This window comes from Streptomyces sp. NPDC004284 (assembly GCF_042874035.1).
Taxonomy (GTDB): Bacteria; Actinomycetota; Actinomycetes; order Streptomycetales; family Streptomycetaceae; genus Streptomyces.
In genome coordinates, this window is the sequence record NZ_JBIAMJ010000017.1 from 1 (window position 1) to 25037 (window position 25037).

The 25037-nt window shown below is 72.8% G+C and carries 23 protein-coding genes; 12 read left to right on the top strand and 11 right to left on the bottom strand.

The window, feature by feature from the left end; all coding sequences use genetic code 11:
- The first annotated feature begins 373 nt into the window (after positions 1-373).
- Together ACFYUS_RS31575 and ACFYUS_RS31580 are read left to right on the top strand one after the other, a co-directional pair.
- Positions 374-3505: a sacsin N-terminal ATP-binding-like domain-containing protein gene (locus ACFYUS_RS31575; RefSeq protein WP_388859756.1), complete on the top strand. Its 3132-nt coding sequence runs from the start codon at positions 374-376 to the stop codon at positions 3503-3505.
- A gap of 66 nt (positions 3506-3571) precedes the next feature.
- The gene (locus tag ACFYUS_RS31580) at positions 3572-4420 is read left to right on the top strand and encodes a hypothetical protein (RefSeq protein WP_388859759.1); all 849 of its coding nucleotides are present in this window, start codon (positions 3572-3574) and stop codon (positions 4418-4420) included.
- A gap of 9 nt (positions 4421-4429) precedes the next feature.
- Here the strand turns inward: ACFYUS_RS31580 and ACFYUS_RS31585 are convergent, their stop codons facing one another.
- Both ACFYUS_RS31585 and ACFYUS_RS31590 read right to left on the bottom strand, forming a co-directional pair.
- Entirely contained in the window at positions 4430-6850 is a 2421-nt protein-coding gene (locus ACFYUS_RS31585; protein ID WP_388859762.1) for an HAD-IC family P-type ATPase, read from the bottom strand.
- Positions 6851-6937: 87 nt separating this feature from the next.
- Positions 6938-7222, bottom strand: a complete 285-nt coding sequence (locus ACFYUS_RS31590) for a DUF2530 domain-containing protein (RefSeq protein WP_388859766.1) — start codon at positions 7220-7222, stop codon at positions 6938-6940.
- A gap of 154 nt (positions 7223-7376) precedes the next feature.
- On the opposite strand from ACFYUS_RS31590, the gene ACFYUS_RS31595 reads away from it, so the two are divergent.
- Positions 7377-8834 carry an NCS2 family permease gene (locus ACFYUS_RS31595; protein WP_388859769.1) on the top strand — a complete coding sequence of 486 codons (1458 nt, stop codon included), beginning with the start codon at positions 7377-7379 and terminating at the stop codon, positions 8832-8834.
- On the opposite strand, the gene ACFYUS_RS31600 is transcribed toward ACFYUS_RS31595, so the two are convergent.
- The gene (locus tag ACFYUS_RS31600; protein WP_388859772.1) at positions 8804-9028 is read right to left on the bottom strand and encodes a hypothetical protein; all 225 of its coding nucleotides are present in this window, start codon (positions 9026-9028) and stop codon (positions 8804-8806) included. The genes ACFYUS_RS31595 and ACFYUS_RS31600 overlap by 31 nt on opposite strands.
- 232 nt (positions 9029-9260) lie before the next feature.
- On the opposite strand from ACFYUS_RS31600, the gene ACFYUS_RS31605 reads away from it, so the two are divergent.
- Together ACFYUS_RS31605 and ACFYUS_RS31610 are read left to right on the top strand one after the other, a co-directional pair.
- Entirely contained in the window at positions 9261-9704 is a 444-nt protein-coding gene (locus tag ACFYUS_RS31605) for a MarR family winged helix-turn-helix transcriptional regulator (protein WP_388859775.1), read from the top strand.
- Between the two features lie 26 nt (positions 9705-9730).
- Positions 9731-11083 carry an MFS transporter gene (locus ACFYUS_RS31610; RefSeq protein ID WP_388859778.1) on the top strand — a complete coding sequence of 451 codons (1353 nt, stop codon included), beginning with the start codon at positions 9731-9733 and terminating at the stop codon, positions 11081-11083.
- A gap of 186 nt (positions 11084-11269) precedes the next feature.
- Here the strand turns inward: ACFYUS_RS31610 and ACFYUS_RS31615 are convergent, their stop codons facing one another.
- The gene (locus tag ACFYUS_RS31615) at positions 11270-11770 is read right to left on the bottom strand and encodes a GNAT family N-acetyltransferase (RefSeq protein ID WP_388859781.1); all 501 of its coding nucleotides are present in this window, start codon (positions 11768-11770) and stop codon (positions 11270-11272) included.
- A 33-nt stretch (positions 11771-11803) separates the two neighbouring features.
- Between ACFYUS_RS31615 and thpR the strand changes: the two genes are divergently transcribed.
- Positions 11804-12388 carry an RNA 2',3'-cyclic phosphodiesterase gene (gene thpR, locus ACFYUS_RS31620; protein WP_388859784.1) on the top strand — a complete coding sequence of 195 codons (585 nt, stop codon included), beginning with the start codon at positions 11804-11806 and terminating at the stop codon, positions 12386-12388.
- A gap of 157 nt (positions 12389-12545) precedes the next feature.
- Entirely contained in the window at positions 12546-13535 is a 990-nt protein-coding gene (locus tag ACFYUS_RS31625) for an aldo/keto reductase (protein ID WP_388859787.1), read from the top strand.
- Positions 13536-13542: 7 nt separating this feature from the next.
- Here the strand turns inward: ACFYUS_RS31625 and ACFYUS_RS31630 are convergent, their stop codons facing one another.
- On the bottom strand, positions 13543-14031 hold the full coding sequence (locus tag ACFYUS_RS31630; protein WP_388859790.1) for a MarR family winged helix-turn-helix transcriptional regulator: 489 nt from the start codon (positions 14029-14031) through the stop codon (positions 13543-13545).
- Between the two features lie 74 nt (positions 14032-14105).
- On the opposite strand from ACFYUS_RS31630, the gene ACFYUS_RS31635 reads away from it, so the two are divergent.
- Positions 14106-14525 (top strand): carboxymuconolactone decarboxylase family protein, encoded by a 420-nt coding sequence (locus ACFYUS_RS31635; protein WP_388859793.1) that lies wholly within the window; start codon positions 14106-14108, stop codon positions 14523-14525.
- 5 nt (positions 14526-14530) lie between these two features.
- Here ACFYUS_RS31635 and ACFYUS_RS31640 read toward each other — a convergent pair whose 3' ends face one another.
- Positions 14531-15211: a GDSL-type esterase/lipase family protein gene (locus tag ACFYUS_RS31640; RefSeq protein ID WP_388859796.1), complete on the bottom strand. Its 681-nt coding sequence runs from the start codon at positions 15209-15211 to the stop codon at positions 14531-14533.
- Between the two features lie 63 nt (positions 15212-15274).
- Positions 15275-16120, bottom strand: coding sequence for an alpha/beta fold hydrolase (locus ACFYUS_RS31645; RefSeq protein WP_388859799.1), 846 nt, complete (start codon positions 16118-16120; stop codon positions 15275-15277).
- 81 nt (positions 16121-16201) lie between these two features.
- Between ACFYUS_RS31645 and ACFYUS_RS31650 the strand changes: the two genes are divergently transcribed.
- A complete protein-coding gene (locus ACFYUS_RS31650) occupies positions 16202-17191 on the top strand; it encodes a WD40 repeat domain-containing protein (RefSeq protein WP_388859802.1) in 990 nt (329 codons plus the stop codon).
- 57 nt (positions 17192-17248) lie between these two features.
- On the opposite strand, the gene serC is transcribed toward ACFYUS_RS31650, so the two are convergent.
- Positions 17249-18367: a phosphoserine transaminase gene (gene serC / locus ACFYUS_RS31655; protein WP_388859805.1), complete on the bottom strand. Its 1119-nt coding sequence runs from the start codon at positions 18365-18367 to the stop codon at positions 17249-17251.
- A 51-nt stretch (positions 18368-18418) separates the two neighbouring features.
- On the opposite strand from serC, the gene ACFYUS_RS31660 reads away from it, so the two are divergent.
- Complete coding sequence (locus ACFYUS_RS31660; RefSeq protein ID WP_388859808.1) at positions 18419-21175, top strand: FAD-binding and (Fe-S)-binding domain-containing protein; 2757 nt, start codon at positions 18419-18421, stop codon at positions 21173-21175.
- A gap of 21 nt (positions 21176-21196) precedes the next feature.
- Here the strand turns inward: ACFYUS_RS31660 and ACFYUS_RS31665 are convergent, their stop codons facing one another.
- Entirely contained in the window at positions 21197-21397 is a 201-nt protein-coding gene (locus ACFYUS_RS31665) for a hypothetical protein (protein ID WP_388859811.1), read from the bottom strand.
- 703 nt (positions 21398-22100) lie between these two features.
- Positions 22101-22427 carry a rhodanese-like domain-containing protein gene (locus ACFYUS_RS31670; RefSeq protein WP_388859814.1) on the bottom strand — a complete coding sequence of 109 codons (327 nt, stop codon included), beginning with the start codon at positions 22425-22427 and terminating at the stop codon, positions 22101-22103.
- A 76-nt stretch (positions 22428-22503) separates the two neighbouring features.
- On the opposite strand from ACFYUS_RS31670, the gene ACFYUS_RS31675 reads away from it, so the two are divergent.
- Complete coding sequence (locus tag ACFYUS_RS31675; RefSeq protein ID WP_388859817.1) at positions 22504-23079, top strand: TetR/AcrR family transcriptional regulator; 576 nt, start codon at positions 22504-22506, stop codon at positions 23077-23079.
- Between the two features lie 110 nt (positions 23080-23189).
- Positions 23190-24119, top strand: a complete 930-nt coding sequence (locus tag ACFYUS_RS31680; protein WP_388859820.1) for a DUF2199 domain-containing protein — start codon at positions 23190-23192, stop codon at positions 24117-24119.
- On the opposite strand, the gene ACFYUS_RS31685 is transcribed toward ACFYUS_RS31680, so the two are convergent.
- A complete protein-coding gene (locus ACFYUS_RS31685; protein WP_388859823.1) occupies positions 24106-24963 on the bottom strand; it encodes a LysR family transcriptional regulator in 858 nt (285 codons plus the stop codon). The two genes, ACFYUS_RS31680 and ACFYUS_RS31685, sit on opposite strands and share 14 nt — an antisense overlap.
- Between the last annotated feature and the right edge of the window lie 74 nt (positions 24964-25037).

The following is a 25037-nucleotide window of genomic DNA, read 5'->3' on the forward strand; positions in this document are numbered from 1 at the left end:
GCCAGCAGGTACGACATGCCGACCGTCTCGACCGCGCACACGAACCCGAAGCCGTACATCAGCGCCGCCTGGTCCCGGGCGTACGGAAACACCCCCCCCCCCCCCCCCCCCCCCCCCCGCCCCCCCCCCCCCCCCCCCCCCGCGGGGGGCCGGGGGGCCCCCCCCGGGGCCCCCCCCCCCCCCCACGGGGGGCGGCCGCCCAAGACCTAGCCTCCGCAGCCGCATCGCCACAGGTCAGGGTGTTCGCGCGGTGAACGACCCCGCGCGCCCCCGCCCCCTGACGTGCCCCCGGCGCCCGTGCGGCGCGGCGCGCGGTACCTTCGGGCCCCGGGCTGAACGGTCCGGGAACGACAGCCCCGCAGAGGAGTCAGACGTGAGCGTCAGCGTCAGGACGACGACCGACGGAACCGATCCCTTCGGTACGGCGCGGCTGCGGCGGGGGGTGCTCGATGCGTGGGGCGCGAGTCCGGCGCGGTTCAGGGAGGACGCGAACGCCGAGGAGGACCTGGCGCTCGGGGGCTACCGGGACCGCCTGGTGGTGGAGCTGGCGCAGAACGCCGCCGACGCGGCGCACCGCGCGGGTGTCACCGGCCGTCTCCGTCTGACGCTGCACCCGGCGGATCACGAGGGCCCGGCGGTCCTCGCCGCGGCGAACACCGGGGCTCCGCTGGACGCCGCGGGCGCGGAGTCGCTGTCGACCCTTCGGGCGTCCGCGAAGCGCGAGCAGGCGCACGGTGCCGTCGGTCGTTTCGGTGTCGGGTTCGCCGCCGTCCTCGCGGTGAGCGACGAGCCGGCCGTCCTCGGGCGGCACGGAGGCGTCCGCTGGTCCCTGGCCGAGGCGCGCGAGCTGGCGGCGGAGGCCGCGCGGTACAGCCCGGGCCTCGGGGACGAACTGCGCCGCCGGGACGGCCACGTACCCCTGCTGCGGCTTCCGCTGCCCGCCGAGGGCACCGCGCCCGACGGGTACGACACGGTCGTCGTCCTCCCGCTGCGGGACACGGCGGCCGAGGACCTGGCGGAGCGGCTGCTCGCGTCCGTGGACGACGCTCTGCTGCTCACTCTTCCGGGTCTTTCCGAGGTCGTCGTGGAGACGGCCGGGGGCGTGCGGACCCTGCGCCGCTCCGAGGAGGACGGGTACGTCCGCATCGACGATTCCGCGACCGGCGGCAACCGCTGGCGGACCGTCAGTCACGGTGGCCCCCTCGACGCGGGGCTCCTGAAGGACCGTCCGGTCGAGGAGCGGCTCCGCCCGCACTGGTCGGTGACCTGGGCCGTACCGGTGGATGCGGAGGGGGCTCCGAAGTACCCGCGGACCACTCCCGTCGTGCACGCGCCGACCCCCACCGACGAGCCCCTCGGCATCCCCGCCCTCCTCATCGCGTCGCTTCCGCTGGACACGGCCCGCCGGCACCCGGCGCCGGGGCCGCTGACCGATTTCCTGGTGCAGCGGGCGGCCGACGCGTACGCCGAACTCCTCGCCGACTGGCAGCCGGTGACGACCGCGACCCTCGACCTGGTCCCCGGCCCGCTCGGCAAGGGGCACATCGACGGGGCGCTGCGCGCGGCGATCCTGGACCGGCTGCCGAGGGTGGCGTTCCTGGCGCCGGCCGCGCCGTCCGAGGAGCTGCCGGCGCTGCGCCCGATCGAGGCGGAGGTCGTGGAGGGCGCGGGGGCGGAGACCGTCGACGTCCTCGCCGAGGTCTTCCCGACGCTGCTTCCCGCCGGGTTCGAGCGGCGCCCCGAGCTCCGTACGCTCGGCGTCGGCCGGGTCCCGCTGACCGAGGCGATCGACCGGCTGGCCGGGGTGGACCGGGCGGCGACGTGGTGGTGGCGGCTGTACGACTCGCTCGCGGGCGTCGACCCGGACCGTCTGACGGGCCTTCCGGTGCCGCTCGCGGAGACCGAGGAGGGGGCCAGGGTGCGTACGACGATCGGCCCCCGCCAGGTCCTCCTGCCGCAGGACCGCACGCCGGCCGAGCTGACCCGGCTGGGCCTGAAGGTGGCGCACCCGGAGGCGGCCCACCCGCTCCTGGAGAAGCTGGGCGCCCTGCCGGCGACGCCCCGCGCGGTCCTGACGACCCCGCAGGTGCGGGCGGCGGTCGCGGCGTCCCTCGACGCGGGGGAGGTCTGGGACGAGGAGGCCGACGCCCTCGACGCGGACGAACTGGCCGAGACCGTCCTCGCGCTCGTCCGGGACGCGGAGCTCGACCCCGGCGAGGAGCCGTGGCTCGGCGCGCTCGCCCTCCCCGACGAGGACGGGGAGCTGTCCCCGGCGGGCGAGCTGGTCCTGCCGGGCTCGGCGTTCGCGTCCGTGATGCGCGAGGACGAGCTCGCCTTCGTCGACGCGGAACTGGCCGCCCGCTGGGGAGAGCAGCCGCTCGCCGCGTGCGGGGTCCTGGCGAACTTCACGCTGGTCCGGGCGACCGACCTGGTCCTCGACCCGGACGAGGTCGAGCCCCGCGAGGGCGACTATCCGGAGCCGGACGACGCCGGGCTCCTCGACGCGGTCGACGTGTGGTGCGAGGACGTCCTCGACCGGCTGCCCCCGACGCACGTGCCGCCGGTGGCGACGGAGATCGTGGCCGTACGGGACCTGGACCTGGTCGACGACGACGCCTGGCCTCAGGCCCTCGCGCTCCTGGCGCAGCCGCCGCTGCGGGACGCCCTGACGCAGTCCGTACGGGTCCTCCTCCCGGACGGCAGGACGGAGACCGTCCGCCCGTACACGGCCTGGTGGCTGCGCGACCACCCGGTCCTGGACGGCCGCCGCCCGGCGGGCCTGCGCGCGGAGGGCTCGGACCCGCTGCTCGCGGGCCTGTACGACTCCGCCGACGCGACCGGCTTCGAGGACGAGCAGGTCCTCCGCGCCCTGGGCGTCCGCACCTCGGTCGCGGCCCTCCTCGACGAACCGGGCGGTGCGGCGGAGCTCCTGGCCCGGCTGGCGGACCCGGCGCGGGAGGTGACGGCACCCCAGCTGCACGCCCTGTACACGGCCCTGGCGGACCTGGACCCCGAGCAGGTGACGCTCCCCGACGACCTGCGGGCGGTCGTGGACGGCGCCCTGGTCGTGGTCGAGGCCCCGGAGGCCCTGGTGGCGGACGCCCCCGACCTCCTCCCGCTGGCCGGCGGCCTGCCGCTCCTCCCGGTCTCCCCGTCCCGCGCGGACGACCTGGCCGAGCTCTTCCAGATCCGCCGGCTGAGCGAGGCGGTCGAGGCGGAGGTGACGACGGTCGGCGAGGAGCACGAGGTCCCGGCGTCGGTCCACGCCCTCCTCGGCCCGGCGACCCCCTCCTCGTACATCGAGCACGAGGAACTCCGCGCCGGCGGCACCGAGCTCGACTGGCGGCACACCCCGGACGGCGTCGTCCACGCCGCCACCCTGGAGGGCGTCGCCGCCGGCCTCGCCTGGGCGGCCGGCCAGTGGCCCCGCCGCTTCGAGGTCGCCGCCCTCCTGGAGGACCCGACGAGGACGGCGGAACTGGCGCGGGACCGCTGGTTCGACTAGACGCCCAGGTCGCGGGAACGGCCCGGAAGGCCTCGACGATGAAAGCTCGACGATGAAAGCCCGGCGATGAAAGTCCGTACGCTCGCGTCCGGCACCACCGAGATGCAGCTGGTCGGCGAGGCCTGGCGGCCGGAGTACGAGGAGTACTTCCGGCCGGGCGGCTGCGACGGGCTGTTCGTCAGCCGCCCCGGCCCCGGGGCGCCGGCGGACCTGTCCTTCGTGCCGATGGTCCCGGGCCTCCGCTCGCTGCGCCTCGGCCTCGGAGTCTCCGACCTCGGGCCGGTGGCCGGCTGCCGCGACCTCGCCGTCCTCCAGATCGGCAGCGGGCAGAAGGGGCGGGTGGATCTGTCCGGGCTGTCGGCGCTGAGGGTCCTGGAGATGCCCGTCGGCGTCGGTCCGGCGGGCGTCGCGGGTCTGCCCGGCCTCGAAGCGCTGACGTTGTCGGGCTGGCGGAGCGGCTCGCTGGGGCTGCTGGGCGCGCACCCGCGGCTGGGGTTCGTGCGGATCGAGTGCACGCGCGGCGGCAGGCTCTCGCTGGCGGGCGTGGAGGGGATGCCGGAGCTGACGGCCCTGTGGATCTACGACGGCCGGTTGTCGGACACGGAGAACCTGGCCGCGTGCGAGCGGGTGGAGGAGATCCGTCTCGTCGGCGCGAAGACCTCGTCGGTGGGGTTCGGCGCCCGGCTGCCGCGGCTGAGGCGGCTGGTGCTGGAGAACTGCGGGAGGCTCGACTCGCTCCGGCCCCTGTCCGCGCACCCGTCCCTGCGCGAGGTCACGCTCGCGGGCACGACGACCGTCGGGGACGGCGACCTGCGCCCGCTGGTCGACAACGTCCGACTGACCCACATCGCGCTGGAACGCGGCGCCCCGCACTACAGCCACGCCCTGCCGGAGGTGCGGCGAAGCCCGGGGTGAGCGGCGCCGCTACGCCGGGAACCGCCTGTCCACCCACCGCCACGCCAGCTCCAGCAGGCCCGCGCCCGCCGCCGCGATCGCGACGGCCGTCCACGGCATCGTCACGCCGACGAGTTTCAGGGCGAAGAAGTCCTGGAGCCAGGGGACGGCGAGGACGAGGAGGAAGGCGGCGGCCATGGAGGCGACGAGGGTGATGCGCCACCAGGTGTAGGGGCGGGCGATGATCGCGAGGACCCACATGGAGACGAGGAAGAGGGTGAGGGTGGCCGCGCTGGTCTCGGCGCCGAGGGCGTCCTCGCCCGTGTAGTGGTGGCGGGCCAGGAGGTACGTGGTGAAGGTGGCGGCCCCCGCGATGACGCCGCCGGGGATCGCGTACCGCATCACCCGGCGAACGAAGTTCGGTTTCGCGCGTTCCTTGTTGGGGGCGAGGGCGAGGAAGAAGGCCGGGACGCCGATGGTGAGGGTGGAGAGCAGCGTGAGGTGGCGGGGGAGGAAGGGGTACTCCACCTGGGAGACGACCACCAGGATCGCCAGGAGGACCGAGTAGACCGTCTTGGTGAGGAAGAGGGTGGCGACGCGGGTGATGTTGCCGATGACCCGGCGGCCTTCCGCCACCACCGAGGGGAGGGTGGCGAAGCTGTTGTTCAGGAGGACGATCTGCGCCACCGCCCTGGTCGCCTCCGAGCCCGAGCCCATCGAGACGCCGATGTCCGCGTCCTTCAGGGCGAGGACGTCGTTGACGCCGTCGCCCGTCATGGCGACGGTGTGGCCGTGGGACTGGAGGGCCGCCACCATGTCCCGTTTCTGCTGGGGGGTGACCCGGCCGAAGACCGCGTTCTCGTCGAGGACCTCGGCCATGGCCTCCCGGTCGGTGGGCAGGTGCCGGGCGTCCACGGTGTCCTCCGCGCCCGGCATGCCCAGTTTCCCGGCCACCGCTCCGACCGAGACCGCGTTGTCGCCGGAGATGACCTTGGTGGCGACGTTCTGGTCGGCGAAGTAGGCGAGGGTGTCGGCGGCGTCGGGGCGCAGGCGCTGTTCCAGGACGACGAGGGCCGTGGGGCGGGTGTCGGCCGTGACGTCGGGGGAGTCGAGGTCGTGGGTCGTGCGGGCGAGGAGGAGGACCCGCAGGCCCTGTTCGTTGAGGTGGTCGATCTCGGGGAGCGTCGGGTCGTCCGGCTCGAGCAGGACGTCCGGGGCGCCCAGGAGCCAGGTGGAGTTCTCGCCGTTCCCCTCGCTGAACGACGCGCCGCTGTACTTGCGGGCCGAGGAGAAGGGCAGCGATTCGGTGCAGCGCCACTCCACCGTGTCCGGGTAGGCGTCGATGATGGCCTGGAGGGAGGCGTTCGGGCGCGGGTCGGACTCGCCCAGGGCGCCGAGGACCTTCCGGACGTACGTCTCGTCGCTGCCGTTCAGGGGGTGGAGGTCCGTGACGTCCATGCCGCCCTCGGTGAGGGTGCCCGTCTTGTCGAGGCAGACCACGTCGACCCGGGCCAGGCCCTCGATCGCCGGCAGCTCCTGCACGAGGCACTGCTTGCGGCCGAGCCGGATCACGCCGACGGCGAAGGCGACCGAGGTGAGGAGGACGAGGCCCTCGGGGATCATCGGGACGATGCCGCCGACCGTGCGGGCGATCGCTTCCTTGAAGTCGTTGTTCTTGACGACGAGCTGGCTGATGACGAGGCCGATCGCGGTCGGGACCATCATCCACGTCACGTACTTGAGGATCGTGGAGATGCCCGTGCGCAGCTCCGAGTGGACCAGGGTGAAGCGGGACGCCTCCTCGGCGAGCTGGGCGGCGTACGCCTCGCGTCCGACCTTGGTGGCGGTGAAGGCGCCGCCGCCGGCGACGACGAACGAGCCGGACATCATGCGGTCGCCCGGTTTCTTCACCACCGGGTCCGCCTCACCGGTGAGGAGCGACTCGTCGATCTCCAGGCTGTCGGCCTCCGCGACCTCGCCGTCCACGACGACCTTGTCGCCCGGGCCGAGCTCGATCAGGTCGCCGAGGACGATCTCGCCGGTGGAGATCTCGGCGGCCGCTCCGTCGCGCCGGACGGTGGGTTTCGCCTCGCCGATGACCGCGAGTCCGTCGAGGGTCTTCTTGGCGCGGAGTTCCTGGATGATGCCGATGCCGGTGTTGGCGACGATCACGAAGCCGAAGAGGCTGTCCTGGATCGGCGCGACGATCAGCATGATCACCCACAGCACGCCGATGATCGCGTTGAAGCGGGTGAAGACGTTCGCGCGGACGATCTCCGCGGTCGAGCGGGAGCTCCGTACGGGGACGTCGTTGACCTCGCCGCGCGCGATGCGTTCGGCGACCTCGGCGGAGGTCAGTCCGGCGGGGCGGTGCACGACGGGCGGCCCGGTCGTCGCCGTCCCGGCTCCGGGCCTGCCGCCGTCCGTGTCGATCTTCGACCGCTGAGTCATGTTCTCGACGGTACGACCGGTTCCGGCCGTTCACCTGCCGAGGAGGGGGAGACCGGACCGGGGGAGGAGGGGGATCGTTCCCCGGTGCTACGCGCCGGGGTGGGCCTCGGGGGTCTCCGCCGCCTGCGCCGCCGCGTGGCGCTTGATCGCCGCGTCCCGCTTCCGCACGTACCAGATGCCGATGAGGCCGAGCCCCGCTCCGGCCAGGCAGGTCCAGATCCACGAGGTGATGCCGCGGTCGGCGAACCAGCCGTAGAACGGGACCTGGACGAGGAAGAGGACGAACCAGAGGATCGTTCCGCCGGTGATGGTGGCGACGACCGGCCCTTCGAGGGGCTCGGGTGCCTCGTGCTTCGGTGTCCACTTCGCCATGGGGCCCAGTCTAGGTGGCCCCTTTTCGTATCTACGCGCGGAGATGGACGCTCGCTCGTTCATGTGTTCATACTGAAACGGTTTGCCTCTGGCGGGTTCCACTCGTATGAACCGCCAAAAAAGGACTTCTCTGACCTTCCGAAGAGGAACCCCCATGAGTACGACGGCCACCGCCAAGGCCACGCCCCCGGAGACCCCCCAGGACCAGGACCAGGGCCCCGTCTCCGGACTCGACCGCTACTTCAAGATCTCCGAGCGCGGCTCCACCGTGGCCCGCGAGATCCGCGGCGGCTTCGCCACCTTCTTCGCGATGGCCTACATCATCGTGCTGAACCCGATCATCCTCGGCAGCGCCAAGGACATGTACGGGCACCAGCTCGACAGCGGCCAGCTCGTCACCGCCACCGTCCTCACGGCGGCGTTCACGACCCTCCTCATGGGTGTCATCGGCAACGTCCCGATCGCCCTCGCCGCCGGCCTCGGCGTCAACACGGTCGTCGCGCTCCAGCTCGCGCCGAAGATGTCCTGGCCGGACGCCATGGGCATGGTCGTCCTCGCCGGCATCGTCGTGATGCTGCTCGTCGCGACCGGTCTGCGCGAGCGCGTCATGAACGCCGTCCCGGTCGGCCTGCGCAAGGGCATCGCGATCGGCATCGGCCTCTTCATCATGCTGATCGGCCTCGTCGACTCGGGCTTCGTCTCCCGCATCCCCGACGCCGCGCACACCACCGTCCCGCTCCAGCTCGGCGGCGACGGCCACCTCACCGGCTGGCCGGTCCTCGTCTTCATCCTGGGCACGCTGCTCACCCTCGCGCTGATCATCCGCAAGGTGCCGGGCGCGATCCTGATCTCGATCGTCGTCATGACGCTCGTGGCCATGGTGATCAACGCCGTCGCGAAGGTTCCGTCGTGGGGCCTCACCACCCCCGAGTGGCCGGGCAACCCCGTCGCCTCGCCCGACTTCGGCCTCGTCGGCAAGGTCAGCCTCTTCGGCGGCTTCGACAAGGTCGGCGTCCTCACCGGCGTCCTCTTCGTCTTCACCGTCCTGCTGTCCTGCTTCTTCGACGCCATGGGCACGATCCTCGGCGTCGGCGACGAGGCCAAGCTGATCGACAAGGACGGCAACTTCCCCGGCATCAACAAGGTCCTCCTCGTCGACGGCCTGGCCGTCGCCTCCGGCGGTGCGACCTCCTCCTCGGCCACCACCTGCTTCGTGGAGTCCACGGCGGGCGTCGGCGAGGGAGCCCGTACGGGTCTCGCCTCGGTCGTGACCGGTGCGCTGTTCTCGGTGGCGCTGTTCCTCACGCCGCTCGCGACCATGGTGCCGTCGCAGGCGGCGACCCCCGCGCTGCTCGCGGTGGGCTTCCTGATCCTGGCCGGGTCGATCAAGGACATCGACTGGAGCGACTTCACCATCGCGGTGCCGGCGTTCCTGGCCATGGTGATGATGCCGTTCACGTACTCGATCACGAACGGCATCGGCATCGGCTTCATCGCCTTCAGCGCGCTGCGGCTCGCGGCCGGCCGGGGCCGTGAGGTCCCGGTGGCCATGTACGTCGTGTCGGCGGTCTTCGTCTTCTACTACGCGATGCCGGCGCTCGGCCTCACGTGATCGCGGGGCGCGTCGGCCGCCCCGTAGAACTTCTCCGTCTCGTCGACGGCGGTCTTGAACCGCTCGTCGAAGTCCTCTCGAATGAGCGTCCGGGCCACGTAGTCCTGGACGCTCATTCCTCTTTTCGCGGCGTGACTCCTGAGCCGGTCGAGCAGCTCACCGTCGATGCGCAGGCTGAGCACTGTCGATCCCATGCCGTCAGGGTCGGGGCAGCCGGGGCCCCTTTGCGTCACTTTCTGGATCCGACTCACTCGTTTGGGTGATACATGGATGCCGAAGCGTGATCTGCGGGGCCTCGCGCCGCCGTTTCGGTAGGGGTGTGCGGGGGGTGTGGGGGGTGCGCGTGGGGTGGGGTGGGTGTGATGCGTGCTACCCCCGTCCCCTCCCGTTGGTATTTAGGCAGAGTAATGAGTTAGGCTAACGAACATGCCAGACCTGTCCCACGGCACCGCCGACGACGCCGCCGCCGTGAACGCGCTCCGCTCCGCCGTCATGCGACTGGGCCGACGCCTCAAGCACCAGCGCGTCGACGAGTCGCTGAGCCCCACCGAGATGTCGGTGCTCGGCACCCTGTCGCTCTGCGGCTCCGCCACCCCCGGTGAGCTGGCCCGCAAGGAGCACGTCCAGCCGCCCTCGATGACCCGCATCGTCGCGCTGCTCGAAGCCAAGGGACTGGTCCGGCTGGAGCCGCACCCCGACGACCGACGGCAGAAGGTCGTCAGCCAGACCGAGCAGGCCGAAGCCATGCTCGAAGAGTCCCGCCGCAAGCGGAACGCCTGGCTGGCCGCCCTCGCCGAAGGCCTGGACGAGGACGAATGGGCGAAGCTGCGCGCGGCCGCCCCGGTCCTGGAGAAGCTCGCGCACCTGTAACCGAGGCGCCAAGGAGGCGACGCACTTTGAGTACGGGACACGGAGCAGACTCCGCACCCGTCCATCAACCCACCCCCCAGACCCGCGGGCGGGGAGGAAGCCTCTTCGGAGAGACCTTCTCCTCGCTCGGGATCCGGAACTACCGGCTGTTCTTCACCGGAGCGATCGTCTCCAACACCGGTACGTGGATGGCCCGGATCACCCAGGACTGGCTGGTCCTGAGCCTCACCGGCTCCGCCGCCGCCGTCGGCATCACGACGGCCCTGCAGTTCCTGCCGATGCTGCTCTTCGGGCTGTACGGCGGCGTCATCGCCGACCGCTACCCGAAGCGGCGCCTGCTGCTCGTCAGCCAGGCCGCCCTCGGGCTGTGCGGGCTCGCGCTCGCCGCCCTCACGCTTTCCGGATCCGTCCAGGTCTGGCACGTGTACGTGATCGCGTTCCTGCTGGGCATGGTGACCGTCGTCGACAACCCCGCCCGGCAGACCTTCGTCTCCGAGATGGTCGGCCCCAAGCAGCTCCGCAACGCCGTCTCCCTGAACTCCGCGAACTTCCAGACCGCGCGGCTCGTCGGGCCCGCCGTCGCCGGTGTCCTCATCGCCGGGGTCGGCAGCGGGTGGGCCTTCCTGCTCAACGGCCTCTCCTTCCTCGCACCCCTCGTGAGCCTGCTGCTCATGCGGACGAGCGAGCTCCACAAGGTGGAGCGCGTCTCCCGCGGCAAGGGGCAGCTGCGGGAGGGGCTGCGGTACGTGGCCGGGCGGCCCGACCTGATCTGGCCGATCGTGCTCGTCGGCTTCATCGGGACCTTCGGGTTCAACTTCCCGATCTGGCTCACCGCCTTCTCCGGCGAGGTCTTCCACGTCGGTGCCGGCTCGTACGGCCTCCTCAACACCCTCATGGCGGCCGGCTCCCTCGTGGGCGCCCTCGCCGCGGCCCGCCGCGGCTCCACCCGGCTGCGGATGCTGGTGATCGCCGCGGGCGTCTTCGGCGTCCTGGAGATCGCGGCGGCCCTGTCGCCGGCGTTCTGGCTGTTCGCGCTGCTGCTCGTGCCCATCGGCATGATCGGCCTCACGGTCAACATCACCGCGAACTCGGCCGTCCAGATGGCCACCGACCCCGCCATGCGGGGGCGGGTGATGAGCCTCTACATGATGGTCTTCGCCGGCGGTACGCCGATCGGGGCCCCGCTCCTCGGCTGGGTCACCGACACGTACGGCGCGCGCGTCGGCTTCGCCACGGGTGGCGTGATCTCGCTGGCGGCGGCGGTCGCCGTGGGTCTGGTCCTCGCCCGGGTCGGTGGGCTCAAGGTCGCGATGGGCTGGCATCGGGGGCATCCGCAGGTGCGGTTCGTGGCGCGCGAGCGGCTGGCGACGGCCGCGTAGCCCTTGGCGGGCGGCTGCGGGGGTCGGGGTTCGGTGGTCCGGGTTCGGTGGTCCGCCGGGGCCGGGGCCTCCGCGGGGGAGGGGGTGTCCGGACTGCGTCTCACCGCGCTGCGCGCGAGCTCAAGACGCTTGAACGTCCGGACACCCCCTCCCCCGCTCCGGCCCCGGCCCCTCCCGCCGTCGTTCTCAGACCCGCCGTTCCAGTACCTGGCCCGGCCAGTCGTTCACCTTGAACGTGGTGGTGCGGGTGAAGCCCTGGCCCTCGTAGTACGCGATGAGGCGGCCCTCGCTGCCCGCGAAGCAGTCCACGCGGAGGAGGGATATCTCCTGGCGCCGGGTCTCTTCGGCGGCGTGGGCCAGGAGGGCCGCGCCCACCCCGTGGCCGTGGAAGCGGGCGTCCGTCGCCAGGAGGCGGACGTACACCTCCGGCTCGTCGGCGGGGGCGATGTACTGGCCGGGGTGCGGCGTCAGCGTCATCGTGCCCGCCGGTACGCCGTCGATCTCGACGATCCACGGGTCGCCCTCGGACATCGTCCGCTCGACCTGTTCCACCGCCTTGGGTCGTTCGGAGAAGCTCTCCGTGCCCCACTGGGCGGTGATTCCCTTGCCGTTCAGCCACACCACGGCGCTGTCGAGTATCGCGAGTATCGCGGGGAGGTCCTCTGTCGTGCCCTTGCGGATCTTCATGCCGGAGACGTTAGTCGGTGCCAGACTTCTGACATGAGGCTTTTCGCCGCCGTGGTGCCGTCTTCGGAGTGTCTCGACGAGCTCGGTCACGTCGTCGACCGGCTGCACCGGATGTCCGGGGCCGAGCGGTTGCGGTGGACGTCGAGGGACGGCTGGCATCTGACCCTGGCTTTCATGGGGGAGGTCGGGGAGGAGCTGCTGCCCGAGCTGCGGGTGCGGATGGAGAGGGCCGCGCATCGGACGCCGCCGTTCTCGTTGCGGCTGCATGCCGGCGGGCATTTCGGGCGGCGGGCGTTGTGGGTCGGGGTCGCGGGGGATCTGGAGCTGCTGCGGCTCCTCGCCGAGCGGTCCGACGCCGCCGCGCGGCGGGCCGGGGTGCCGATGGACGAGCACCGTCGGTATCAGGCGCATCTGACCGTCGGGCGGGTGCGGGGGGAGGGGGCGCCGCTCGGGGCCTTCGTGGAGGAGCTCGGTGGGTTCGAGGGGGCGAGGTGGGAGGTCGGGGAGCTGGTGCTCGTACGGTCGAACCTGCCGGGGGGCGGGGTGCCGGGTGCGCGGCCCCGGTACGAGACGGTGGGCGTCTGGCCCCTTGAGGGGCGGGAGGGGCGGTCGGGTTAACCTCGTCTGGTGGACCCGAAGACCCGAAACCGAATCATGGCCGGCGCGCTCGTACTGATGTTCGCCATTATCGCGGTGGCGTCGCTGGTCGGTCAGTGACCCACACCGTGGGAAGTCCCTTGCTTCGAGTGCGCTCGAAGCAGTTGGCTTGGCGCCCATGGAGTACACGCAGCTCGGACGCACCGGACTCAAGGTCAGCCGACTCGTCCTCGGGACGATGAACTTCGGACCGCAGACGGACGAAGCCACCAGTCACACCATCATGGACACCGCCCTCGACGCGGGGCTCAACTTCTTCGACACGGCCAATGTGTACGGCTGGGGCGAGAACAAGGGGCGGACGGAGGAGATCGTCGGCTCCTGGTTCGCCAAGGGCGACGGCCGCCGCGACCGCACGGTCCTCGCCACCAAGGTGTACGGGAACATGGGCCCCGACGGCGAGGCCTGGCCCAACCACGACAAGCTGTCCGCCCTGAACATCCGGCGGGCCGTGGAGGCCAGCCTGAAGCGGCTCGGTACGGATTACATCGATCTGTACCAGTTCCACCACGTCGACCGCGCCACTCCCTTCGAGGAGATCTGGCAGGCCGTCGACGTGCTCATCCAGCAGGGCAAGGTGCTGTACGCGGGCTCGTCCAACTTCCCCGGGTACAAGATCGCCCAGGCCAACGAGGTCGCCGCCCGGCGCGGCTCGGTCGGGCTCGTCAGCGAGCAGTGCCTCTACAACCTGTTCGAGCGGCGCGCCGAGATGGAGGTGATCCCGGCCGCCCAGGAGTACGGCCTCGGCGTCATCCCCTGGTCGCCGCTCCACGGCGGTCTGCTCGGCGGCGTCCTGAAGAAGGAGGCCGAGGGCAAGCGGCGCACTGAGGGGCGCGCGGCCGCCACGCTCGCCGACCCGGCGGCGCGGGCGAAGCTCCAGGCCTACGAGGACCTGCTCGACAAGCACGGCCTCCAGCCGGGCGAGACCGCTCTGGCGTGGCTGCTCACCCGGCCCGGTGTCACCGGTCCGATCGTCGGGCCCCGCACCCCGGAGCAGCTGGCGGGCGCGCTGCGCGCCCTGGAGCTGGAGCTGAGCGAGGAGGTCCTCGCCGGGCTCGACGAGGTCTTCCCCGGGCCGGGGCCGTCTCCGGAGGCCTTCGCCTGGTGAGTGCCCCCTAGGGCGCTCCCAGCCAGCTCGTGGCGTCCAGGCGGAACGCCGTCTCCTCGGGGACGACGTTCCGCAGGGCCGCCTCCATGGCGCGGACGCGGTCCGCGCCGAGGGTCGTCATCCATTCCGCCCGCAGGTCGTCGAAGATCGCGGCGGAGCGGGCGAGGGCGTCGTAGCCGCGCGGGGTGAGCCGGACGAGTTTGCGCCGGGCGTCGGCGGGGTCGTCGGTGCGTTCGGCGTAGCCGAGGGTCAGCAGTCGGTCGACGGTCTTGCCGGCGGCCTGCTTGGAGACGCCGAGGCGCCGCCCGATGTCGCTGGCGGTGGCGCCCTGGGCGCCGACGGCCTGCATGGCGAAGCCGTGGGCCGGGCGCACGTCGGGGTGGCCCTCGGCGGCGAGGCGGGCGTGAAGCCGGTCGATGAGGGTGCGGAAGCCGCCGAAGAGGAGCAGGGGCAGTTCGTATCCGGGGGTGTCGCCCCGGGATGCTCCCTTGCCCATATCGACAACCTGGTTTACGTTTTCTCCAGCGACATGGTCAACCATGTTGTCCATTCTAGTCTGGGGGAACCGCCTTGTCCGCAACCGTCGACATGTCCGCCCGTACCGCCGCCGCCGTCGCCCTCCTCAAGGAGTCCCCGGAGACCCTCGACGGCTTCCTCAAGCTCAGTGCGATCTTCGAGTCCACCACCCTCGACCCGCACTCCCGCGAGACCGTCGTCCTGACCGTCGCCGAACGCAACCAGTGCCACCTCTGCGTCGACATGCACGAGGCCAAGATGGCCGCCCTCGGCCCGGCCCCCGACGCCGCACGCCTCGCCGCCGTCCGGACGTTCACCCTCCGGGTCCTCGCCTCCTCCGGCGCCGTGAGCGACGAGGACCTCGCCGCCTTCGAGAAGGCCGGCTACACCCGGCGCAACGCCCTGGAGGTCGTCCTCGGCATCGGCACGTACACCGTTTCCACCTTCGCCAACCGGCTCACCCGCGCCGCCTGATCCGCCTATCCGGCGTACGGGCCGCCCACGCCCCACGCCTGGTGCATCGCGTCGGCGAAGGCGGCGGCCAGCTTGTGCTCCCCGGTGGGGCCCGGGTGCGTGCCGTCGTACGTGTCCTCCCGCAGGTCGTACGACTCCGGGATCGTCGCGAGCAGCAGCGGCGAGGCCGCCGTGTCCAGGTCGGCGACCGCCTTCGCGAGGAGCTCGTTGAAGCGGGCGCACTCGGCGGCGAAGGCGGCGTCGTAGCCGGCGCGGATGTTCGGGATGACCGGCAGGAGGACCGCCCGGACGCGCGGGTTCGCGGCCCGCGCGCCCGCGATGAACGCCCGGACGTTCTCCTCCGTCTGATCGCAGTTCGTGTAGAAGCCCAGGTCGATCAGGCCGAGGGAGACGAGGAGCACGTCCGCCCCGGTCGCCGCGACCGTCTCCCCGATCACCGGCGCCATGTGCAGCCAGCCCTCGCCCCAGCCCGCCAGATGCCGCCGGGCGCCGGCCGGGAACGCCGGATCGGGGTACGCCTCCGAAGCCGGGGCGTCGACGTCGGGGTCGTACAGCCCGGAACGCGGGCCGACGATCTCGTACCCGCCGGGGAGCGTCGCCTCCAGGTGCTCCCACATGCGGTAACGCCAGGTCCAGTCGCCGGCGCGTCCGATGGTCATGCTGTCGCCGACGAACAGAAAACGCATGGTCACATCTTCCCGGACCCGGGCCCGGACCTCGACGTGATCCGGGACACGGGTGTGGGAGGCCTAGGCCAGGAAGCCGCCGACCGTCGAAGCGAACCACTTCGCGTCGTCGTGCCACGGGAAGTGGCCGCCGCCCTTCAGGACCTCCAGCCGGGCCGCCGGGAACAGCTCCGCGTACGCCGTGGCCGTCGGGACCGGTGTGTTCGCGTCGCCCTCGCCGGCGACGACCAGGACCGGGCGGTCGTACTCCGCGAACACCGCGCGCGTGGCGGCCGGTTCGAAGGCGCCCTCGCTCGCGTAGACGCCGGCGGCCTCCCCGTTCCGCTGCCGGTGGCTGTCGGCGTGCCGCTGCCGTGCCGCCTCGTCCCAGGTCCCGTGGAAGAACGGTGCGACGGCCTGGAAGGTGTCGGCGGAACCCCGACCCGCCGTCAGCTCCTCGAGCGCCGCGTACGCCGGGCCGAACCAGGGCTCCTCCTCGCGCCACGCCTGCCGCGCCGCCGCGAGCCGCTCCTCCCCGGTCGTGTCGAGCCCGGGGGCCGCCGCGCCCGGCGTGACGAGCACCAGCCGGGCCACCCGCTCCGGGTGCCGGGTCACGTACAGCGCGGCCAGGTTCGCGCCCGCCGAGTGCCCGAGCAGGTCGACCGTGTCGAGCCCGAGGTGCGCGCGCAGCGCCTCGACGTCGTCGACGAGCCGGTCGCAGCGGTACGAGGCCGGGTCCTCCGGTACGGCGGAGGCACCGGTGCCCCGCAGGTCGAGGCGGATCAGTGCGCGGTGGGCGTCGAGACCGCCGAGGTCACCCAGATAGGCGGAGTCCTGCATGGGGCCGCCGGGCAGACAGATCAGCGGGTCGCCGGAACCGGACACGTGGTACGCGAGCAGGGTTCCGTCGGGAGCGGGGAAGGTAGGCATGAGCGCGAACATGACAGTGGTTGAGGTGCTGGTCAAGCGGGTTTCCCGGGGTTTCCCGCACGCCGTGGCAGGCTTGATCCCATGCGATCTGCTCTGTGCGCCCTCGGCGCGGCCGCCGCCCTCGTGCTGCTTCCGGCCGCCCACGCCCGTGCCGAAGGGCAGGAACCCGACCGGGACTTCACGATCGAGGACCCCCGGATCACCGAGTCCAGCGGCCTCGCGGCGAGCCGGACCCACCCCGGGATCTACTGGACGCACAACGACCAGGACGCCCCCCTGATCTACGGCGTGGACTCCCGTACGGGGAAGACGGTCGCCACCCTGACCATGACCGGCGTCGGCACCCCCCGCGACATGGAGGCGATCGCCGTCGGCCCGGACGGGGACATCTACGTCGGCGACATCGGCGACAACCTCGACGGTTCCTGGGACCACGTGTGGATCTACCGCTTCCCCGAGCCGAAGGAGCTGAAGGACCAGACCGTCCGGGCGAAGCAGTACGTCGTGAAGTACGCCGACGGGGCCCGCAACGCCGAGGCGCTGATGGTCCACCCGAAGACCGGGCGGGTGTACATCGCGAGCAAGAACCAGGACGGCGGCGGGCTGTACGCGGGCCCCGAGCACCTCTCCTCGTCCGGCACGAACGTCTTCCGGCGCGTCGACGACGTGCCGTGGGTGACCGACGGCGCCTTCTCGCCGGACGGCGACCGGCTCGTCCTGCGCGGCTACTTCACGGCCAAGGAGTACGCCTGGAAGGACGGCCGCCTCGGCGACGGCGGCACGGCGGTCAACGCCCCCTTCCAGGGGCAGGCGGAGTCGGTGACGTACACGACCGACGGCTCGGCCTTCATGTTCGGCTCGGAAGGCAGGAACAGCCGGGTGGTGCGGGTGGACCGGACCTCCGGGGGGCCGTCGCGGAAGCCGGCGGAGACGCCGGGCGGCGCGCCGAAGTCCCCGTCGCAGGCCGCCCCCGCCGACGACGGGAAGGGCGGTGTCACCACCGGCTTCCTCGTCCTCGCCGGCGCCACCGTCCTCGTGGTCGGCGTGAAGCGCCTGCTCCGGAAGGGATAGCCGAAGGGCCCGGCGCGGACGGTGTCCGATGCCGGGCCCTTCGTGCGACCGTGAAGGTCAGAGCTGTCCGATGACGTAGTCGATGCAGGCCGTCAGGGCCCGCACGTCCGCCGGGTCGATCGCCGGGAACATCGCGATGCGCAGCTGGTTGCGGCCCAGCTTGCGGTACGGCTCGGTGTCGACGATGCCGTTGGCGCGCAGGACCTTGGCGACGGCGGCCGCGTCGACGTCGTCCGAGAAGTCGATCGTGCCGATGACCTGCGAGCGCTTCGCCGCGTCCGTCACGAACGGAGAGGCGTACTTGGACTCCTCGGCCCACGTGTACAGCGCGTCCGAGGACTCCTTCGTCCGGGCCACGGCCCAGTCCAGACCGCCCTGGCCGTTGATCCACTTCAGCTGCTCGTTGAGCAGGAAGAGGGTCGAGAGCGCCGGGGTGTTGTACGTCTGGTTCTTGAGGGAGTTGTCGATCGCCGTCGGGAGGGAGAAGAACTCCGGGACGTGACGGCCGGACGCGTGGATCTTCTGCGCCCGCTCCAGGGCGGCCGGGGAGAACGCCGCCAGCCACAGGCCGCCCTCGGCGGCGAAGGACTTCTGCGGGGCGAAGTAGTAGACGTCCGACTCGGCGATGTCGACCGGGAGGCCGCCCGCGCCGGAGGTCGCGTCGACCAGGACGAGCGCGCCCTCGTCGGCGCCCGCGACCCGCTTGATCGGGGCGGCGACACCGGTGGAGGTCTCGTTGTGGGTGTACGCGTAGACGTCGACGCCCGCCTCGGCCACCGGCTCCGGGTGGGTGCCCGGGTCGGAGGAGATCACGGTCGGCTCGGCGAGCCAGGGAGCCAGCTTGGCGGCCTTCGCGAACTTGGAGGAGAACTCGCCGAAGGTGAGGTGCTGCGACTTGTTCTCGATGAGACCGTGGGTCGCGACGTCCCAGAAGGCGGTGGAGCCGCCGTTGCCCAGGATCACCTCGTAGCCCTCGGGCAGCGAGAAGAGGTCGGAGATGCCGGCACGTACCTCGCCGACCAGGTTCTTGACCGGAGCCTGGCGGTGGGACGTGCCGAGGAGGGAGGTGCCGGTGGCGGCCAGGGCGTCCAGCGCCTCCGTACGCACCTTGGAGGGGCCCGCGCCGAAACGGCCGTCGGCGGGCTTGATGTCAGCGGGAATCTGGATCTCAGCCACGAGGCGGAGAGTATCGGGTCGGGGAGGGGCCGGTCGCCGGATGTCCGCCCGATGAGACGAGGACTGGGACATCCTGAGCTTGTGGAAACACACGAGGAACACGCGTCCGAGCTCGCCTCCGCCCTGCGCGCGGCCGTCGCCGGAGAGGTCGATTTCTCCGCCACCGCCAGGGCGCTCGCGACGATGGACGCCTCCAACTACCGCCGTGTGCCTGCCGGTACGGTCGCGCCGCGCGACGCCGCCGACGTCGCGGCCGTCCTGGAGGTGTGCCGGGCGCACGGCGCCACCCCGGTCGTCGCGCGGGGCGCCGGGACCTCCATCGGAGGCCAGGCGACCGGCACCGGCGTCGTGCTCGACCTCACACGGCACATGGGCGGGATCGTCTCCCTGGACCCCGAGGCGCGGACGGCGGTCGTCCGGCCGGGCCTCGTCCTCGACCGGCTGCGGGAGGCGGCCCGCCCCTACGGGCTGACCTTCGGCCCCGACCCGTCCACGCACAGCCGCTGCACCCTCGGCGGCATGATCGGCAACAACGCGTGCGGGGCGCACTCGGTCGCCTGGGGGACCACGGCGGACAACGTGCGCTCGCTGGAAGTGGTGACGTACCGGGGCGAAAGGTTGACGCTGGGGCGGGACGGACAGGGCGCGCCCGCCGGACTCCTCGACCTCGCCGACCGGAATCTCGCCCTCCTCCGGACCGGCTACCCGGAAGGGCTCCCGCGCCGGATCTCGGGGTACGCCCTCGACGCGCTGCTGCCCGAGCGGGGCCGGGACGTCGTCCGCTCCTTCTGCGGCAGCGAGGGCACCCTGGGGGTGGTGACCGAGGCGACCGTGTCCCTCGTCCCCCTGCCCGCCGAGCCGGTCCTCGTCGTCCTGGGGTACGCGGACGAGAGCGCGGCGGCGGACGCGGCGGCGGGGCTGCTCCCGTACGGACCCCTGACGGTGGAAGGGATGGCGGCCGATCTCGTACGGGGCGCTTCCGGGCTCCCGAAGGGGGCGGCGTGGCTGTTCTGCGAGGTGGACGGGGAGGCGGCCGCCGCCGAACTGGTCCGGGCGGCCGACGCGCTGGACGCGGCCGTGGTGCGGGAGCCGGCCGGGCAGCGGGCGCTGTGGCGGATCCGGGAGGACGCGGCGGGGACGGCGACCCGGATGCCGGGGGGCGGGGACGCCTGGCCGGGATGGGAGGACTGCGCGGTGCCGCCGGCACGCCTGGGCGCGTATCTGAGGGAATTCCGCGCGCTGCTCGCCGACTTCGGGCTCCGGGGAGTCCCGTACGGGCACTTCGGCGACGGCTGCGTGCACGTGCGGATCGACTTCGACCTGTGGACGGGGAAGGGCGTGCGGGACTTCCGCCGCTTCTCCGAGGCCGTCGCCGACCTCGTGGTCGCCCACGGCGGCTCGCTCTCCGGGGAGCACGGCGACGGGCAGGCGCGGGCCGAACTGCTGCCGAGGATGTACGGGGAGGAGCTCGTCGGCCTCTTCGGCGCGGTCAAGGACGTGTGGGACCCGGACGGGGGCCTGAACCCGGGGATGCTGGTGCGGCCGAGGCGACTGGACGAGGGGCTCCGCTTCGAGGGCCTGCCGGTGGTGGGGGTGGGGCGGGCCGCCGCCCGGTGCGTCGGGGTGGCGAAGTGCCGGGTCGAGGGGCCGAGCACGGGCCCGGGCGTGATGTGTCCCTCGTACCGGGCGACGGGGGAGGAGAAGCACTCCACCCGGGGCCGGGCGCGGCTGCTGCACGAGATGGCGCTCGGCGAGGTGATCACCGACGGCTGGCGCTCGGAGGAGGTGCGGGAGGCCCTCGACCTGTGCCTCTCCTGCAAGGGCTGCCGGAGCGACTGCCCGGTGGGCGTCGACATGGCGGCGTACAAGGCGGAGTTCCTGGACCGGCACTACGCGCGCCGGCCCTTCGCCCGCCCCCGCTCGCACTGGACGATGGGCCGCCTCCCCGGCTGGCTGGCGCACTTCGGGCGGGGCCTCAACACGGTGATGGGGCTGCCGTTCGCGGCGCGGCTCGCGGGAGTGACGCCGGAGCGGACGATGCCGAGGGTCGCGGACGTGTCCTTCGTGTCGTGGTTCGCCGACCGCGCCTCGACCCGTCCCCCGTCGCTCACCCTCTGGCCGGACACCTTCACGAACCACCTCGCCCCGGAGGTGGGCGAGGCCGCGGTCCGGGTCATGGAGGACGCGGGGCTGGGCGTGGACCTTCCCCCGGGCCGGGTCTGCTGCGGACTCACCTACGTGTCGACGGGGCAACTGGGCGCGGCCCGGAAGGTGATGCGGCGGACGCTGGACGTGATGGGGGAGGGGGAAGGGGCGGGGCCGGTGGTCGTCCTGGAACCCTCCTGTGCCGCGACCCTCCGCACCGACCTGCCGGAGCTGCTGCCGGACGACCCGCGCGCCGCGCGCCTCGCGGCATCGGTCCTCACCTTCGCGGAGGCCCTGGAGGCCCTGGCCCCCGACTGGACCCCGCCCCGCCTCGACCGTCCGGTCACCGGCCAGACCCACTGCCACCAGCACGCGGTCCTGGGCGACGCGGCGGACCGCCGACTGAGGGAACGTGCGGGTCTGACGGGGGAATTGGCGGGCGGCTGCTGCGGCCTGGCGGGCAACTTCGGCTTCGAGCCGGGCCACTACGAGGTGTCGGTCGCGTGCGCGGAGGACCAACTCCTTCCGGCCCTGCGCGCGGCGGGGGACGCGACGGTCCTGGCGGACGGCTTCTCGTGCAGGACGCAGATCGGGGACCTGACGGACGCGCGGGCCCGTCACCTGGCGGAACTGCTCGCGGAGGGGGTGGAGGAGGGGCTGTAGGGAGGCGGTGGGGCGTTCGTCTCAGGCGGTGTTCTCGGTGCTCTTGGTGACGAAGTCCGCGAGGGCGTCCCGCATCTGCTGGAGGCCGGGTTCTTCGAGGGGACAGTGGCCGGCGTCGTCGAGCATGACGGTGTCGACGGGGACCTTCGTGATCCGGGAGAGGACGGGCACGCTGAGGTGGTGCGGGGTCCAGCGGTCCTCGGCGGGCCGGGACAGCGGCACGGGGCAGGCGTCGAAGTCCGGCGGCTCGACGGCCGGGGCGTAGTTCGCGTAACCGTCGAGGAACGGACGCTGACCCGGTTGGCCGCCGAAGTGCGGTCCTTCGTCAGGACCTTCATGGCGGCCGGGTCGTTCGCGAGCGCGGACATCTTGGACGCGAGGCTCATCGGGTACTTCGCGGAGGCCGCCGGCGTCTTCGCGAGCAGCCCCGTGAGGGGGACGCCCGCCCGGGCGGTCAGCCTGTCGTGGGAGGTCTCGTCGCGGACCCGCTGGTCGCGCTGGTCGAGGAAGGTCATCCCGACGATGCCGCGCAGGGTGCCACGGGGGGCCTTCGCGTCGGGGTTGCGGTAGCGGTCGCGGTAGTGCGTGGGGGCGCGGCGGAGGCGAAGGGGTGGTCCGGCGGCGCTTGGCGGCCGTCCTGTGGCCGGGATTCGGGCCCCGCTGTTCGCCGTGAGCGGGTGGTGCTCTCAGTCGAGAGCGAGGTACTCCGCCGGCGGATCGGCCGACTCGGGCCGTTCGATCGGGTGTCGGTCGCCGTGAAGGCACTCCTCGTACCCGGCTTCGCTCCACGACATGTCACCAGACCTTACGGCTGTTCCGGCGGGGTGTCGGGTGGAGGTTCCTGCGGGCGACTCGGTCTTGTGGCCCCGTGCGGGGGCGAGGGCGGGCGGAGACTCCGTGCGGAGTCTCCGCCCCGGGGTGAGGGTCAGGCGGATTCGGTCGGGAGGCCGGCCTCGGTCCAGTCCTCGATGCCTTCGCGGTACTTGCGGACGTTGGTGTAGCCGAGCCGGGTGAGGCGGTCGGCGACCTGGCCGCTGTTGGCGCAGGCGGGGTTGGAGCAGTAGGTGACGATCGGGGCGTCGAGGTCGGGGAGCAGGGTGGGGGCCTGGGTGTCGACGTCGGCCGGGGCGAGGGCCAGGGCGCCGGGAAGGTGCTGCCGGGCGTAGTACTCGCCGCCGAGGGCGTCGACGACGGTGACGGTCTCGGCCTTGATGGCCGCTTCCAGGTCGTCGCGGGTGATGAGCGCGGTCATGCCACTACCTCCAAGGGAATCGGACTACAGTCCGGGTATGACTCACGACGGTACCGGACCGCAGTCCGGTTATGCAATGCCTCTGGAGCTGTTGCGGACGCCGCCGCCCAAGGAGCGCGCGGACGCGGCCCGGAATCGGGTCGCGGTGCTGGAGGCGGCGGCCAGGCTGTTCGCCGAGCAGGGGGTCGAGGCGGTGTCGATGGATCAGGTCGCCGCGGCCGCCGGCGTCGGCAAGGGGACGCTGTTCCGCCGGTTCGGCGACAAGTCGGGGCTGGCCGCCGCGCTGCTCGACGCACGTGAACGCGTCCTGCAGGAGGCGATCCTGCACGGGCCGCCCCCGCTCGGCCCCGGGGCCCCGGACGGGGAGCGCCTGTCCGCGTTCCTCGACGCCTACTTCGACTACCTGCTGGAGCATGTGGCGCTGGTCCGCATGTCCGAGACCGCCACCCCCGGGGCCCGGTACAGGATCGGGGCGTACCGGTTCTGGCATCGCCACGTGGCGATCCTGCTCGCCGCCGCACCCGACCCCGACCACGCCGCCCACGCGCTGCTCGCGGCCCTGGCCGCCGATCACGTCGCCGCGCTCCTGCCGGAGCTCGGCGAACAGCGGATGCGCGCCGGTCTGCTCCACCTGGCCCGGTCGCTGGCGTGACCCGGGGCGGGTTCGTTCCGCTCAGGGGGGTGGGCAGGCCCTGCCCCGGCCTCGCGATCTTCGGCGATGCCGCCGCGCGGGGGTGGATCCGGCCTGCTTAGGGTGCGGGGATGAGCGCATCTCCCGCTGTCCCCGTCTCCTGTTCCTGCTGTGGCGAGCCCCTCGCCGACGAGCGGCGCGTCGATGTCCGCTTCGGGCTGCCCGACGTCGCCTTCGAGCTGCCCGAGGAGGCGCGGCGGTCGCCGGGGCCGAGTGCGCTGCTGGCCCTCGAAGGGGCCGGGTTCTTCGTGCGGTGTCTGCTGCCGGTGCGGCTGAGCGGGGACACCGAGCTGGTGCTCGGGGCGTGGGTGGAGGTCGACGAGGAGTCGTTCCGGCATGCCGCCGCCGTCTGGGACGACGAGGCGGCCTATCCCGGGCTCGTCGTGCGCGGCCGGCTCGCGAACGCCGTACGGCCGTGGGGCGAGGAGGTGCTCGGGGCGGAGTTCACGGGGCGGATCTCCGACCCCGAGGAGCTGCCGTACCTCGTGGAGGGGCACGGGCCGGCGGCCGTGCGGCTGCTCGGCGAGACCTGGGACCGCGACCACGTGCTGGCCCGCTTCCCGCACCCGCTGCCGGTCGCCGTGCGGACCGATCTCGACGAGGGGTGGTCGGTGGAGCGTACGGCGGGGTTCTCGGCGCGGTTCGAGAACGGGGCCGACCAGTTCGCGGGGCCGGACCGCAGCGTCGCCGTGGGGCTCTTCCAGGACACCGAGCGGGGCCGTGACGCGGAGGGCTTCCTCGCCGCGCTCCTCGAAAGGGCCCCGGAGGTGCCGGAGGGGCAGCACCACACCGAGCGTCTGCCGGACGGCGGGGTGCGGTACGCCTTCTGGTTCACGCCCCGGGACACGGGGCGGACGCGGCACGAGCTGACGGCGTACGCGGTGGAGCCGGACGGTTCGGCGGCCGGGCTGTTCTGCTCGTACGAGCAGCCGGAGCAGCACGCCTGGGCCCTGCACGTCTGGCGTTCCCTGCGGCGGGAGGCCGCGGTCAGTCCTCGCTGACGATCTCGCGGGCCATCGTCACCAGCGCTCCCGTCGCCGGGTGGGGGAAGGCGTCGCGCCAGGCCAGGACCACCGGGAGCGGGGGCGCGTCGGGGAGGGGGCGGTAGAGGACGCCCGGGTGGGGGTGGAGGGCGGCGGTGGAGGCGGAGGAGACGCCGATGCCGCGGCCGGCGGCGATGGCGGTGAGCCAGTCGTCGGTGTTGGCGACGGTGAGGGTGGCGGCGGGGCGGGCGGCGGCGGGCCAGAGCGCGAGGGTGGTCGTGCCGGAGACGGTGTTGAGGACGACCGTCTCGGTGGCGAGGTCGTCGAGGGTGAGGCCGGGCCGGTTCGCGAGCGGGCTGTCGGCGGGGAGGGCGGCGACCCGTTTCTCGGTCGTGAGTTCCGCCGTGACCAGGCCGGGGGCTTCGACGGCCCCGCGCAGCAGGGCCGCGTCGACCTCGCCGCGGGCGAGGCCGGCGGTGCGGTCGTCGATGCGGAGGAGTTCGAGCGGGGTCTCGGGGTGGGTGCGCTGCCAGCGCCGGAGCAGGGGGGTGGTGTACGGGCCGAAGGCCGACCAGGCGTGACCGAGGCGCAGGGGGCGGTGGCGCAGCCGGGCCGGGTCGACGGCGGCGTCGAAGGCGGCGAGCGCGGCGGCCGCCCGGTCCTGGAAGGCGCGGCCTTCGGCGGTGAGGGCGAGGTGGTGGGTGGAGCGGTCGACGAGGCGGGCGCCGAGGTGCCGCTCCAGGGCGGCGAGGGTGCGGGAGACGGCGGGCTGGGTGAGGTGGAGCCGGGCGGCCGCCCTGGTGAGGCTGGATTCCTCGGCGATGGCGAGGAAGCAGCGGAGGTGGCGCAGCTCGATGCTCATGCGTCCGGAGCATAACCGCAGCGCAATCGGCATTTCCGGTGCCGCGCGGGGGCTCGTAGCGTGGTTCGTGACGG

Bases quoted from the DNA above. Each gene is read 5' to 3' on its own strand.
- ACFYUS_RS31580 (WP_388859759.1), top strand. From the start codon at position 3,572: ATGAAAGTCCGTACGCTCGCGTCCGGCACCACCGAGATGCAGCTGGTC.
- ACFYUS_RS31585 (WP_388859762.1), bottom strand. From the start codon at position 6,850: ATGACTCAGCGGTCGAAGATCGACACGGACGGCGGCAGGCCCGGAGCC.
- ACFYUS_RS31590 (WP_388859766.1), bottom strand. From the start codon at position 7,222: ATGGCGAAGTGGACACCGAAGCACGAGGCACCCGAGCCCCTCGAAGGG.
- ACFYUS_RS31595 (WP_388859769.1), top strand. From the start codon at position 7,377: ATGAGTACGACGGCCACCGCCAAGGCCACGCCCCCGGAGACCCCCCAG.
- ACFYUS_RS31600 (WP_388859772.1), bottom strand. From the start codon at position 9,028: ATGGGATCGACAGTGCTCAGCCTGCGCATCGACGGTGAGCTGCTCGAC.
- ACFYUS_RS31605 (WP_388859775.1), top strand. From the start codon at position 9,261: ATGCCAGACCTGTCCCACGGCACCGCCGACGACGCCGCCGCCGTGAAC.
- ACFYUS_RS31615 (WP_388859781.1), bottom strand. From the start codon at position 11,770: ATGAAGATCCGCAAGGGCACGACAGAGGACCTCCCCGCGATACTCGCG.
- thpR (WP_388859784.1), top strand. From the start codon at position 11,804: ATGAGGCTTTTCGCCGCCGTGGTGCCGTCTTCGGAGTGTCTCGACGAG.
- ACFYUS_RS31625 (WP_388859787.1), top strand. From the start codon at position 12,546: ATGGAGTACACGCAGCTCGGACGCACCGGACTCAAGGTCAGCCGACTC.
- ACFYUS_RS31630 (WP_388859790.1), bottom strand. From the start codon at position 14,031: ATGGGCAAGGGAGCATCCCGGGGCGACACCCCCGGATACGAACTGCCC.
- ACFYUS_RS31640 (WP_388859796.1), bottom strand. From the start codon at position 15,211: ATGCGTTTTCTGTTCGTCGGCGACAGCATGACCATCGGACGCGCCGGC.
- ACFYUS_RS31645 (WP_388859799.1), bottom strand. From the start codon at position 16,120: ATGCCTACCTTCCCCGCTCCCGACGGAACCCTGCTCGCGTACCACGTG.
- ACFYUS_RS31650 (WP_388859802.1), top strand. From the start codon at position 16,202: ATGCGATCTGCTCTGTGCGCCCTCGGCGCGGCCGCCGCCCTCGTGCTG.
- ACFYUS_RS31660 (WP_388859808.1), top strand. From the start codon at position 18,419: ATGAGACGAGGACTGGGACATCCTGAGCTTGTGGAAACACACGAGGAA.
- ACFYUS_RS31670 (WP_388859814.1), bottom strand. From the start codon at position 22,427: ATGACCGCGCTCATCACCCGCGACGACCTGGAAGCGGCCATCAAGGCC.
- ACFYUS_RS31675 (WP_388859817.1), top strand. From the start codon at position 22,504: ATGCCTCTGGAGCTGTTGCGGACGCCGCCGCCCAAGGAGCGCGCGGAC.
- ACFYUS_RS31680 (WP_388859820.1), top strand. From the start codon at position 23,190: ATGAGCGCATCTCCCGCTGTCCCCGTCTCCTGTTCCTGCTGTGGCGAG.
- ACFYUS_RS31685 (WP_388859823.1), bottom strand. From the start codon at position 24,963: ATGAGCATCGAGCTGCGCCACCTCCGCTGCTTCCTCGCCATCGCCGAG.